General features: G+C 50.1%; 12 protein-coding genes. 5 read left to right on the top strand and 7 right to left on the bottom strand.

The features are described from left to right. Nucleotides 1-9 precede the first annotated feature (9 nt). The 3 genes from plsX to AYJ59_RS09850 form a co-directional block, all read right to left on the bottom strand. On the bottom strand, nt 10-1,050 hold the full coding sequence (gene plsX, locus AYJ59_RS09840; RefSeq protein WP_127119996.1) for a phosphate acyltransferase PlsX: 1,041 nt from the start codon (nt 1,048-1,050) through the stop codon (nt 10-12). Nucleotides 1,051-1,145: 95 nt separating this feature from the next. Continuing rightward, nucleotides 1,146-1,319, bottom strand: a complete 174-nt coding sequence (gene rpmF / locus AYJ59_RS09845) for a 50S ribosomal protein L32 (protein WP_029937535.1) — start codon at nt 1,317-1,319, stop codon at nt 1,146-1,148. An 18-nt stretch (nt 1,320-1,337) separates the two neighbouring features. After that, nucleotides 1,338-1,877, bottom strand: a complete 540-nt coding sequence (locus AYJ59_RS09850; RefSeq protein ID WP_029937534.1) for a YceD family protein — start codon at nt 1,875-1,877, stop codon at nt 1,338-1,340. Nucleotides 1,878-1,968: 91 nt separating this feature from the next. Here AYJ59_RS09850 and AYJ59_RS09855 point away from each other — a divergent pair, with 91 nt between their 5' ends. Beyond that, nucleotides 1,969-2,577, top strand: coding sequence for a Maf family protein (locus AYJ59_RS09855; protein WP_029937533.1), 609 nt, complete (start codon nt 1,969-1,971; stop codon nt 2,575-2,577). Between the two features lie 13 nt (nt 2,578-2,590). On the opposite strand, the gene AYJ59_RS09860 is transcribed toward AYJ59_RS09855, so the two are convergent. Beyond that, nucleotides 2,591-3,262 carry an HAD family hydrolase gene (locus tag AYJ59_RS09860; protein WP_029937532.1) on the bottom strand — a complete coding sequence of 224 codons (672 nt, stop codon included), beginning with the start codon at nt 3,260-3,262 and terminating at the stop codon, nt 2,591-2,593. Then, nucleotides 3,259-4,194, bottom strand: coding sequence for a 23S rRNA pseudouridine(955/2504/2580) synthase RluC (rluC, locus tag AYJ59_RS09865; protein ID WP_127119997.1), 936 nt, complete (start codon nt 4,192-4,194; stop codon nt 3,259-3,261). Before rluC ends, AYJ59_RS09860 begins: the two co-directional genes overlap by 4 nt. 687 nt (nt 4,195-4,881) lie before the next feature. Between rluC and AYJ59_RS09870 the strand changes: the two genes are divergently transcribed. Next, the gene (locus tag AYJ59_RS09870; RefSeq protein WP_029937530.1) at nt 4,882-7,284 is read left to right on the top strand and encodes an Rne/Rng family ribonuclease; all 2,403 of its coding nucleotides are present in this window, start codon (nt 4,882-4,884) and stop codon (nt 7,282-7,284) included. 157 nt (nt 7,285-7,441) lie between these two features. On the opposite strand, the gene AYJ59_RS09875 is transcribed toward AYJ59_RS09870, so the two are convergent. Continuing rightward, entirely contained in the window at nt 7,442-7,924 is a 483-nt protein-coding gene (locus tag AYJ59_RS09875) for a low molecular weight protein-tyrosine-phosphatase (RefSeq protein WP_029937529.1), read from the bottom strand. Between the two features lie 91 nt (nt 7,925-8,015). Between AYJ59_RS09875 and AYJ59_RS09880 the strand changes: the two genes are divergently transcribed. The 3 genes from AYJ59_RS09880 (at nt 8,016) to AYJ59_RS09890 (ending at nt 11,445) form a co-directional block, all read left to right on the top strand. Then, nucleotides 8,016-8,702, top strand: coding sequence for an RluA family pseudouridine synthase (locus tag AYJ59_RS09880; RefSeq protein WP_127119998.1), 687 nt, complete (start codon nt 8,016-8,018; stop codon nt 8,700-8,702). Between the two features lie 100 nt (nt 8,703-8,802). Beyond that, nucleotides 8,803-10,197, top strand: coding sequence for a hypothetical protein (locus AYJ59_RS09885; RefSeq protein WP_127119999.1), 1,395 nt, complete (start codon nt 8,803-8,805; stop codon nt 10,195-10,197). Nucleotides 10,198-10,209: 12 nt separating this feature from the next. Further along, nucleotides 10,210-11,445, top strand: coding sequence for a hypothetical protein (locus tag AYJ59_RS09890; RefSeq protein WP_029937526.1), 1,236 nt, complete (start codon nt 10,210-10,212; stop codon nt 11,443-11,445). A 70-nt stretch (nt 11,446-11,515) separates the two neighbouring features. Here the strand turns inward: AYJ59_RS09890 and AYJ59_RS09895 are convergent, their stop codons facing one another. Next, nucleotides 11,516-12,241: a DsbC family protein gene (locus tag AYJ59_RS09895; protein WP_029937525.1), complete on the bottom strand. Its 726-nt coding sequence runs from the start codon at nt 12,239-12,241 to the stop codon at nt 11,516-11,518. Between the last annotated feature and the right edge of the window lie 20 nt (nt 12,242-12,261).

Here is a 12,261-nt window from a genome sequence, read left to right on the forward strand (position 1 = left end):
TGTCGCCTGTTATTCTTGTTTTTCCAAGGGTTGGTCGTCGGAGTGGCTGTCCAGAATCGTCTTCACTTCGGACGCAATTAACTCCGGTACGTTTTTAATCACTTCCAAGCGCGCTTCGGCAATGGCGTGATAAAACGAAAACGCATCGGCACCGCCATGACTTTTGATGACAATTTTACGTAACCCCAATAATGAGGCCCCATTATAACGTCTAGGATCGACTTTTTCTTTAAAAGCTTTCAGGACAGGGTACGCGACCAAACCGGCCAGTTTGGTCAGAAGGTTTTTATTAAAGGCATCTTTCAAGTAAAAGGAAATCATTTTCGCGACGCCTTCACTGGACTTCAAGGCCACATTACCATCAAAACCATCGCAGGAAACCACGTCGACATCGCCCTGGTAGATTTCATCGCCTTCCACGTAACCGACGTAATTGATGGAACTGTTTTTCAACAACTCATTAGCGTCTTTGATGCGCTGATGTCCTTTGATTTCTTCTTCGCCGATATTCAACAGCGCCACGCGTGGCTTGGCGTTATTATCGACCGCATTCGCCAAAACCGACCCCATTACACCGAATTGAGCCAGGCTTTGTCCGTCGGCCCCGACATTCGCACCCAAGTCCAAAACATGGACATGGCCTTTCATGGTCGGCATCTGAGTACAAATGGCCGGACGATCAATACCCGGTAACGTTTTCAGCACAAACTTGGAAACCGCCATCAAGGCGCCGGTATTACCCGCACTGACTGCCGCCTGTGCAACGTCTTCTTTCACTAAATTCAGCGCAATACGCATGGAGGATTTACGCTTATTCCGCAACGCTTTGGAAGGCAGGTCGTCCATCTCTACAATTTGTTCGGCATGTTCGACGGACAGCCGCGATTCATCATATTGATGAGAGGCCAGGGCTTTTTCAATCAAGGGCTGATTACCCACCAAAACAATCGAAAGATCCGGAAATTTTGACAAAGCTTCCAAAGAAGCTGGAACAGTTACCTTAATACCGTGGTCACCGCCCATCGCATCGATAGCAATTTTAATACTCAAGGTCAGATCCTAAAAACAGTAATCCAAAAAAACAGAAATGGGGAATGCAAAAGAAATGAGAGGTGGCCGCCGGACGGCGACACCCCTTAAAAAGATTATTTGTCTTGAATGACTTTTTTGCCTTTGTAGTAGCCATCCGCTGTAACGTGGTGACGACGGTGAACTTCACCGGTGGTTTCATCAACGGTGATTGGTGCCGCGCTCAACGCATCGTGCGAACGACGCATACCACGTCTTGAAGGGGTTTTACGACTTTTTTGTACAGCCATCTTAATATCTCCTGAAGGTTAATTCGGGTTGTCTTTTAATCCTTTCAACGCCGCGAAAGGATTTTCCTTTTTCTCTAATTCTTTTTCTTCCGGCAGTCCCACTTCCTCGGAAGGGTTCTGATAGTCCATTTCACTGGCTTCATTGATTGGCGACAAAGGTACCGATAACATCAGCTCGTCTTCCACCAAATCCATCAATGAGATTTTCTCTTCCGACACTTCGTAGACTTCCACATCGGAAGGCAAGTCTTCGGCCAAAGCCATGGACTCGACAAACACGCCGGTAATCGTTGATGAGGATGGATAGTCAAACCCTTTCAGCGAGCGCTGACATTCCAGCGTGAAGACCGTATCCAACTCCATATCAAACCCGTGCATTTTATATTGCGGGTGATAATAAAAGTGTACGTCCACTTCCACATCATGTTCTGCCGAAAAAAGCAGCTGCTTCAGGCGCGGGAAACGCTCTTGATTGACTCGTGCAACAAATCGTTTATCATGTTGCGAAGAGTAAACAGGGTCAATCAAATCCGGAAGCTTGTCTAACATGGCGCGCATAATACTCTTATTACATTCCAAAGTCAAAAATAAATGGCGATAAAATCCGCCATCCTATTTTAGCAAAATTTAAAAAAAACAAAGGCCTAGCATGACTTCGACGTCATCTCTCCCACAAATCGTTCTGGCATCCACTTCCCCTTTCCGAAAAATGCTCTTGGAAAAGCTTGGATTGCCGTTTGTAACCGCCAAACCCGAGGTGGACGAAACCCCAAACCCGAGCGAAACCGTGGCCGAGATGGTCAACCGCCTCTCGCTGGCGAAAGCCGAAGCCATCGCGCCACATCACCCGGACGCACTGATTATCGCGTCCGATCAGGGCGCCAGTTTCCAGGGCCGTCCCATCGGCAAACCGCACCATTACGAAAACGCCGTTGAACAGCTTCGACAATTCAGCGGTCAAACCGTTACCTTCCGGACAGGCCTGGTGGTTTTGGACACTCGCCACAACCTCAGACTGCAAACACTGGATGAAACGCATGTCACTTTTCGGAGCCTATCGGAAACCGACATTCACAACTACCTTATACTGGAAGAGCCTTATCAGTGCGCCGGCAGTTTCAAATCGGAAGGCTTGGGCATTACGTTATTTGAATCCATCGAAGGCAAAGACCCGAACGCTTTAATCGGCCTACCGCTGATTGACTTGACGCATTTTTTAAGACAGTGCGGCCTGCAACTGCCTTACCTGCCGGATTAAGATCGTTCGCGGCTTAAGCGTGTGGTAGCAATCGGTCTTTTAACCAGGCTTGCATCGACATTAAATCGTCGAAACTGGCCACCGGGTCAAAACCTTGCAAACGCTCCAGCTCATGCACACCATGACTGAGCGCAATCCGGTCCATATCGATGGTCTGCGCCATTTGCATGTCAAATTCGGTATCGCCGACCATCACAGCCTGCTCCGGCGCCAAATCGAATTCATCCAAAATCTGTTGCAACATCAACGGGCTCGGCTTGGATTCGGATTCCACCGGGGTACGGGTAAAATGGAAATACGGTTCAAACCCGACCTCATCCAACACCTGATCCAGCCCCTTCCGACTCTTGCCGGTGGCAATCGCGACTTTCACACCTTCACCGTGCAAAAATTGCAACAAAGCTTCCGCGCCCTCGAACGGCAACATCGGCACACAGGATTCATCCAAAAAACAATCCGTATAACCCTTGGCCATCGCCTCGATACCCGACTCATCGGCATCGGGGTACAGCGTTAAAATCGCTTTTTCCAAACTCAAGCCGATGATTTGCTTGGAAACATCGTACGGCAATACCGGAAAACCTACTCGCTCCGCCGCGGTTTGAATCGACGATACGATTCGCGCTTCGGAATTCATCAGCGTTCCGTCCCAGTCAAAAATCACACACTGGTATTGCCTTGTCATGCTTTCTCTCCCCGCAAATTCGTCAAGGTTAATTCAAAATCGTCATGCAACGGCGCTTCCACTTTTAGCCAGGCCTGGGTCACCGGGTGTTCGAATCCCAGATACTGCGCATGCAACGCCAAACGCTTCATCCCGAGTTTTTTATAAGCCTTATTCAGTGTCTTATCGCCGTACTTATCATCGCCCACCAACGGACAACCTTGCGACAAGGCATGCACCCGGATTTGATGCGTTCGACCGGTCTTGAGGCGTACAGCGGCCAACTCGCAATCGTCAAAACGTTCCAATATCCGAAAATAGCTGACTGACAGCTTGCCCTCTTTCGAGACTTTCACGACCCGCTCGCCTGACTGCAAAGTGTTTTTCAACAGCGGCAAATCGACTTTTTCCAAACCTTTCGGCCAATGACCGGTCAGCAATGCCAAATATTCCTTGGTCATCTTGTTTTCACGAATCTGTTCATGAAGCGCTTTCAGCACCGATGCTTTTTTCGCCAATAAAATACAGCCGGAGGTTTCACGATCCAAACGATGCACCAGTTCCAAACGCTTGGCCAGCGGGCGTAACGCACGAACAACTTCAATCAACCCCCACTGAATACCACTGCCGCCATGCACCGCCACACCGGAGGGTTTATTGATGACCATCAAATCCTTATCTTCGTAAAGAATACTGTCTTCAATGCGCTGTAACTGGCCGGCCGGCACGGTGGACTCGGTTTTTTCCGGCACCTTAATCGGCGGCACCCGCACCACATCCCCGTCGGCCAAACGAGTGTTTTGCTTGACGCGCCCTTTATTCACCCGCACTTCGCCTTTACGAATAATCCGGTAAATCAAGGTTTTGGGAACATTTCGATAATGGCGCATCAAAAAATTATCCACCCGCTGCCCCTCGTCCTCCGAGGTCACCTCAAGAAACTTTACACCCATATATATTCCATAAATCCGCCGACGCGACCACAACATACCTCGATGAAACGACCGGCATTTTAAAAACCGCCTATTTTACCTTATCCCGAGCGCTAAATCAGGCTTTGTCGATGTGATGTTGACACTTTCAATGCGCCCACCGAGACCCGGTGAAATATTTCAATTGCATGGTACGTCAAGGGATGGTATATTAAATGCGCAATAAAAGAACATGAGAGTGGCTGTTTCCCATTTAAATCAACAAGCTATTTAAGCTTTCGAAACAGCGGCTTAAAGAATTTTTTAACCTGAAGCGACCCTGTCAGCAGGCTAAGAAGCGAATAAAAAGTTAGCCGTCGCACCCGCAAGTAAACGCGACGTTCATAAGACGACGGCTCAACCACACGAGAGCAATTGCATTAAGAATTGAAACTGAGCGAATAACAAAATAAATTAGAACCGCAGCAAACTGCCCTTCTGATTGGCTAAGAGCTTTTACCATTTTTCAACAACCGATAAACAGCTCGACAAAAACGACAACCTCAAAAACGCAATCGAATGCCGGACGACCTAATCAAACGCCCGATCGTTGCAACAAGAATAAAACGGTTGATTCAAGACGCCTAATCGCACAGCCCCATTTCTCGTATTATCCCTTCCCCTGTTCGACATGCGAGCTTCCTTATAAATCAATAAAAAGAGAATCGCATGAAAAGAATGCTGATTAACGCTACGCAGTCTGAAGAGGTGCGTATTGCCTTAGTCGATGGTCAAAAACTATATGATCTAGATGTCGAGACCCCACACCACCAAAAGAAAAAAGCCAATATCTATAAAGGAACCGTCACTCGAATCGAACCGAGTCTGGAAGCGGCTTTTGTAGACTACGGCGCTGAACGCCACGGTTTTTTACCCTTTAAAGAGGTGGCCGAAGAATACTACCCTGACAATGCCAAAGGCGAACGCCTGTCCATTAAAGACATCCTGTCGGAAGGTCAAGAACTCATTGTTCAGGTTCAAAAAGAAGAACGTGGTAATAAAGGTGCGGCCTTAACCACGCAAATCACCTTGGCCGGCCCTTATGTGGTGATGATGCCGAACAACCCCAAAGCCGGTGGTATTTCCCGCCGCATTGAAGGCGATGACCGTTCCGAAACCCGCGACGCGCTGAAAGACCTGGACATGCCGGAAGGCATGGGGCTGATTATCCGCACCGCCGGTGTCGGCAAATCCACCGAAGAACTGCAATGGGGAGTAAACTATCTGGTGCAACTTTGGGAAGCCATTCAAAAGGCGTCCGCTGAAAAAAGTGCTCCTTTCCTGATTCACCAGGAATCCGACATCGTCATCTTGGCCATCCGGGACTACCTGCGCCAAGACATCGGTGAAATCATCATCGACGACATGGAAACCTTCCACAAGGCACGTGATTTTGTGCAGCACGTCATGCCACACCAAGTGTATAAGGTCAAACCGTATCAGGACACTATTCCATTATTCACTCGCTTCCAAGTCGAGTCGCAAATCGAAACAGCCTACACTCGTGAAGTGACCTTGCCGTCCGGTGGCGCCATCGTCATCGACATCACCGAAGCGCTGACATCTATCGACATCAACTCCAGTCGCTCCACCAAAGGTGGCGACATCGAAGAAACCGCCTACCACACCAACCTGGAAGCCGCCTGCGAAATCGCTCGCCAACTCCGCTTGCGTGACATTGGCGGCCTGGTCGTGATCGATTTCATCGACATGCACTCCAACCGTCATCAGCGTGACGTGGAAAACAAAATGCGTGAAGCGGTGAAGTCCGATCGCGCCCGTGTGCAAATCGGTAAGATTTCACGCTTCGGCCTGTTGGAAATGTCGCGTCAGCGCTTGCGCCCGTCCATCGAAGAATCCACCCAGATGATTTGCCCACGATGCAAAGGCACCGGTGTCATCCGTGGCGTCCAATCACTGGCTCTGTCGGTTCTCCGTTTGTTGGAAGAAGAAGCCATGAAGGAAAACACGCGCCGCGTCACCGTGCAATTGCCGGTGGAGGTCGCCACCTTCCTGCTGAACGAAAAACGTCACCAGATTACCGGCATTGAAGACCGCCACAATCTGCATATTCTCGTCATTCCGAACGAACATCTGGACACGCCGGATTACCGAATGGAAAGAACTCGCGTCGGTGACGACGTGCCGATTGATTCCAGCTACAAGATCAAGGAAGTGATCGCCAAGGACGAAGCGGAACAACAGGCCAAGCCGAATGTGGTTAAGGAAGAACCGGCCATCAAGAATATGCAACCGAGCACCCCGCCACCAGCGCCAAAAGAAGAAGCCAAACCGGGCTTGTTCACGCGTTTGTGGAAAGCCTTGTTCGAGCAAGAAGAAGCCGAAGAACCGAAAAAGGAAAACCGTTCCAGAAACAATGGACGGAACGGCAACCGCAACAACCGCAGCCGCAACAATAACCGCCGTCGCTCATCCGACAAGGAAGACTCTGACAAGAACGACAACCGCCGCGACAACAAGCGCAACGACCGTAATGGACCGAAAGCCGATGAACGCAAAACCGAAGGCAAGGAAAACCGCCGCCGTCGTTCCCGTTCACGCAACAACAATGCGGACAAAAACGAAACCGTAGCGGACAACAAGCCGGCAAACGACAACAAGTCGAATAAAGCGAAAGAAACCAAGGAAAGTAAAGCCGCCGGCAAAGCGGTGAAAAATGCCGAAACCGGTTCCGCTTCATCCGACAAAGACAACCAAGAGTCCTCCTCCGAGCGTCCAAGACGCCGTAGTCGCTACAACACCCGTAGCTACAACGGCCGCCGTCGTAAGCCGGAAGGTGCGGAAACCATGTCAATTCACAATTTGCCGGCACCGGAAGCGGACAAGGATGCGCCTAAAACACCAGGCGACACCCAGGCAAATGAAAAGCCGAATGCGAAAGCTCAAACTCAGGTGAAAACTGAGACCACGGAAGCTAAGCCTCAAGCCGATGCCAAACCGGCCAAAGCTCCGAAAACGGAACCAAAAGCCGAAACACCGGTCACGGAATCGAAAGCGGATTCAACGTCTGACAAGACCTCGGAAGACGCCTTGGAAACTACCAAATCGTAATCCGGTTTTCGAAGTACTCCTCCAAAAAGCATTCTCAGGATTGGCGTGTTGAATCACGCCAATCACTGGGTGGAGGCATCAAGATCAAAAACGACCAGGCCTGGTCGTTTTTGCTTTTCAGGACAGAGAAAACACAGGTAAACACCCTGTCAACTGACTACAGGTGGGAACGTTTGATTTCAGTCAACAAGCCTTGCGACGCTGCCGTCACCAAATCAAACACATGATCGAAGCCTTGAGGCCCGCCATAGTATGGGTCCGGCACCTCTCTTTCCTCGAATTCCGGGGCAAACTCCAAAAACATGCGAATTTTTTCCCGCTGTTCCGGCAAAGCCATCGCCATCAAATCCGCATAGTTGGCATCATCCATCGCCAACACATAATCAAACTCAATCAAATCCCCCATGTCTACCGGACGGGACCGCAAGTCATCCATTTGAATACCGCGCCCGTGCGCCACTTCAATCGACCGACTGTCGGCCGGCTTACCTTTATGCCATGATGCGGTGCCCGCAGAATCGATTCGAATCTGATCCTGTAAGTCTTCCGCCAACACCAAATCACGAAAAACCGCATGCGCCGTCGGTGAGCGGCAAATATTGCCTAAACAGACAAAAATCACTGAAACTTTATGACTCATCAAACCTTTTCTCTTTTACAATAAAGGCCATTATTTTAACGTATCCATTGGACAGTTTCCGCTTCCATTCACCTTCGTACTCACCAATACCATGACCACAGCCTATCGAACCGACATTCCCCATATTCCTTTCGACCCGGCTTGGGTGATTTACGAAGACGACGCCCTTCTGGTCGTCAACAAACCCTCCGGATTACTGTCGGTGCCGGGTCGTAACGTCCATCCCGACCATAACCTGCTGGCACAAGTACATACCCATTGCCCTTCGGCACTCATCGTCCATCGCCTGGACATGGATACCTCCGGTCTAATGGTTCTGGCTAAAAACAAAGCCGCACACCGCCACCTCAGCATTCAATTCCAGGATCGACTAACCGAAAAACGCTACCAAGCCATTTGTTACGGACACCCCAGTCAACCCGAAGGACGGATTCGGCTGCCCATGCGCTGCGACTGGGAAAAGCGACCTTTGCAAATGATCGATTTTCGGCAAGGCAAAGCGGCCACAACCCTTTGGCAAGCGGAACACCTAGGCAACGGCCTCTCGCTCATGCAACTCACCCCCATCACCGGTCGTTCCCATCAACTTCGCTTACACATGAAAATGCTCGGTCACCCGATTCTGGGCGATAATCTTTATGCCGATACGCACAGCTTAAAGATGGGTCAGCGTTTATTGTTGCATGCCTATTTCCTTTCCTTTACCCACCCGACCGGCGGTCAAAAACTAGCATTTGAACACCTGGAAGAACTCACATCCTTTATAACTGGCACATAACATGCTTTTCGTTACACAAAATATCCGCAATAAGCGTCCGGTATCCAAAACCGGCCTTGTTGCGCTAAGATAGCTGAACGCATTTAAAAGGTATTCAATCATGACCGCGGATATGGAAAAAGACGATTTAGCAACCCAGGAAATGCTGAAAATGATGGGCGAAGAATCCATTGCCGAAGCCGGCGATGCACCGGCGAGCGAATCGGATGCTGACGACTTGCTGGATGCTCTGGATCAACTGGCGGAAACCGACGTTGAACCGGAATTGTCGGAAGATACGCCGGAACCACCTCCAGAAACCCCAACCCCTGAAGCGGAAACCACGACAATGGCTACCGATATCGACTCGGGCGAAGACCTGCCGTTCACTGAAGACGAAGCCCAGACCGTGGACGAGCTATTGGCGGAAGTCGAAAACACTTCCGACACGCTAGAAGACGACGTTTCCGAAGCGCTGGAAACCCCACTGGAACCTTCAGATGAAATGATGGATGAAGTGGTGCACGACATGGACTCGGAAATGGAAACTCAGGACGAAGAGACGACCGCCTTTGAAACCGAAGCGTCCTCTGCAGAAGCGCCGGATAGCGACCTTCCGGAAACCGATGATGCGATAGACGACATTGACGCCATGGCGAATGAAATGGCTGAACTGGAAAATGACTTCCAAGACAAGGCCATCGAATCATTGGAGCTACCGGAAGAAAACGCTGAAACAGAAGGTGATACGGGTGACAATGAAATATTGGATGCCTTGGACACAGACGACAGTCTGCCAACCGATGACACCGCGACGGATGAAGCCCTACCAGAACTAACGGACGAACCGGAAGCCACTGTTGCCGAGGAAGCACTCGATGCAACCGACACACCAACCGAACCGGAGGAAACGGAGGCCGAACCGACATCTGAACTGGACAGCGAATTGCCGGATATCGAAGACACTGCGACGGAAGAGACCTCTCTTGAAGAGGATACCACGCCGGAAATGGAATCCCCTATGGAAATGGCAGGCGCAATCGAACCTTATATGGATGAAACCGATGCCATGAATGATGAGACCCCAGAACCTGAAGCCGTCTCGACAACCGGGTCGGCCGAAGCCTCTGACGACACTTCATTAATTGAGCAAGCCGCGGACAGCATCGATAGTATGGAAGAAGCCATCGCCATCGACGACGAAGTGAAACAAATCAGTTCGGAAGTCGCGGAAACCGCACATGAAGCCACCCGATTGGCGCTGGAAGTCTCTAAAAAAGCCCAGGCGTCGGCCGATAAAGCACAAAAAGCCATTGAAGCCACCTTCCAAGCGACGGAACGTGCCTTTGAAGCCGCGAAAAACGCCGGGTATGAAATCGAGCTGTCCGAACTGAGCGCACCGGTTTCAAATGATGAGCTACTGGCTCAACTGGCGGAAATTCGCAGCAAGAATACCGAATTAAGACAAACAAATGAGTCCCTGAAAAGTCGTATCGACGCACTGGGGAAAAAATAAAGGCAATCCACTATGAGTGATACGGACGATCTACTAGACGAATTGGAGCAATTGGAAAACGCTTCGGCCGAAATGCAGGAAGAAGTGGAAAAAGCCTCCGAAAAAAACAAGGCGCTGGAAGCCTCCGGTGAGGCCGACCATCTGGATGCCGCCGCATTGTCATTGGAAGCCGCCAAGACGGCTCAGTTGGCCGCCGAACAAAGCCAGTCCGCGGCCGAAGCCGCCATTAAAATTTCCCACGAACAAAAAGCGCAAATCATCGAACTATCGGATTCGAATGTCGCTTGGCGACAATCCCTGCGTGCAGCATCGAATGACCTGAAAACGGCAAAAAATGCCATTACCATCATGATGTCGGTGTCGATTGCCGTCAGCGTGATTTCCGTTGGTATTATGAGCTGGCTGTATTACAGCCTCAGCAAAAAACATGACGCTCTAAAAGGGGATGTACTTGACATCATCACCACGGAAAACACTCTGTTCAATAAGAACCTCAACCTGAAAGTGGACCAGTTATCCTCATTGATTGAAGCTTTGGCGGCAGACATTCAACGACTGAACATTCCGAGAACCGATGGCGCGAGCATTTCCGCTTCAAAACCGGCACCGGAAGCTCCGACCAACGCTGATATGAAGCCGGAAGCCGAAGCCACTCAAGAAAGTGTGACAAACGAAGTCAGCCAAGAAACCCAAACCGCCACGACGGAGCCAAAAGCTGTCAGCGAATCCGTCACACCAGCTTCCGGTGCAATGATCGAAGCGGTTCAAAAAGACCTGAAACACTATGCCGACGAACGTGCCCAACAATATGCGGGCATCCAAGCGTTGTTACAGAAGATTCAGGACGTGCAAGCCAAAATCGAGGCTTCGACTTTGCACAAAACCACACAATCCGCTGTGGCACCGGTCGAAGTGACGTCTATGGGCCTGACCGAATCGCAAGTGAAAAAGCTGAACGGCATTTCCTGGTCGGTCAGCGAACAGCGCAAACTGTTGAAAAAAATCCAAGCCACTCTGGACGCACAAATGAAAGTCTCCTCCTCCAAAACGAAAGGGACTTCAGACACAGGTGCGCTGAAAAACATCGACAGCAGTTTGAAACAACTCAGCAAACAGGTCACGGAACTGAAATCCCAGCAGGATCATATCCAGAAGAAAGTGCAGGATTTGGAAACCGTCACTCAAGAGTTGGCGTCTCGCCCCAATCCATACAGCTACCGGGCACCGGAGCTGAACATCAAAGAATAAAAAAGGGGCGATCAACCCCTTTTTTATTTTTCATCTAAGTACAATTTTTTTCTGAAATTATTCAGCTCTCTCAGCTTTTCACCAACATCTTAATCAGTTCATTGGCCGGTGCATAGCCCGGAATCATTTCGCCGGAATCAAACACAATGTTCGGCGTACCGCTGACACCGAAGGCCTCAGCTTCCATCATGTGCTTCTGAACCGGATTCTGGCACGTTTTGGGACTCACTTGACCATTCTCCATCGCCTGATCCATCGCTTGACGACTGTCATCACTGCACCATACGGACACCGCTTTCTGGTAAGCCGGCGAGCCGACTCCGGCACGCGGATAAGCCATGTAACGCACTTCGATGCCAGCCTCATTCAGTGCTGGAATCTCTTTGTGCAGCTTGCGGCAATATGGGCAATCGATGTCGGAAAATACCGTAATGGTCCGCTTGGTCGACCCTTTCGCCGGGTACACAATCATACTGTCGACCGAGAGCTTCTCCAATTCGGTTTTACGCGCTTGGTTCTTGGCGGTTTCAGTCAGATTTTCACGAGTATTCAAATCCACAATACTGCCGGAGACCAGGTAGTGTCCGTCGGCACTCATGTAAACGATTTTCGGCCCGATCGACACTTGATATAAACCGGGAATCTGGCTTTCCTGGATGTTCGCCGGCGGCGCACCCGGAATCAATTGCTGCAATTTTTTTTGAATGACGGCTTCATCGGCCAATGCCCAACTGGAACACGCCAACAACGCCATACCAATTGACCAGGGTTTGAATGTGGATAATCCCATTTTCATGTTTTGTCCTATCGTTTCAT

The organism is Thiomicrospira sp. S5 (genome assembly GCF_003991075.1).
GTDB lineage: Bacteria > Pseudomonadota > Gammaproteobacteria > Thiomicrospirales > Thiomicrospiraceae > Hydrogenovibrio > Hydrogenovibrio thermophilus.

Coding starts and splice junctions, on each gene's coding strand:
- rpmF (WP_029937535.1), bottom strand. CDS start 1,319: ATGGCTGTACAAAAAAGTCGTAAAACCCCTTCAAGACGTGGTATGCGT.
- AYJ59_RS09850 (WP_029937534.1), bottom strand. CDS start 1,877: ATGCGCGCCATGTTAGACAAGCTTCCGGATTTGATTGACCCTGTTTAC.
- AYJ59_RS09855 (WP_029937533.1), top strand. CDS start 1,969: ATGACTTCGACGTCATCTCTCCCACAAATCGTTCTGGCATCCACTTCC.
- AYJ59_RS09860 (WP_029937532.1), bottom strand. CDS start 3,262: ATGACAAGGCAATACCAGTGTGTGATTTTTGACTGGGACGGAACGCTG.
- rluC (WP_127119997.1), bottom strand. CDS start 4,194: ATGGGTGTAAAGTTTCTTGAGGTGACCTCGGAGGACGAGGGGCAGCGG.
- AYJ59_RS09870 (WP_029937530.1), top strand. CDS start 4,882: ATGAAAAGAATGCTGATTAACGCTACGCAGTCTGAAGAGGTGCGTATT.
- AYJ59_RS09875 (WP_029937529.1), bottom strand. CDS start 7,924: ATGAGTCATAAAGTTTCAGTGATTTTTGTCTGTTTAGGCAATATTTGC.
- AYJ59_RS09880 (WP_127119998.1), top strand. CDS start 8,016: ATGACCACAGCCTATCGAACCGACATTCCCCATATTCCTTTCGACCCG.
- AYJ59_RS09885 (WP_127119999.1), top strand. CDS start 8,803: ATGACCGCGGATATGGAAAAAGACGATTTAGCAACCCAGGAAATGCTG.
- AYJ59_RS09890 (WP_029937526.1), top strand. CDS start 10,210: ATGAGTGATACGGACGATCTACTAGACGAATTGGAGCAATTGGAAAAC.
- AYJ59_RS09895 (WP_029937525.1), bottom strand. CDS start 12,241: ATGAAAATGGGATTATCCACATTCAAACCCTGGTCAATTGGTATGGCG.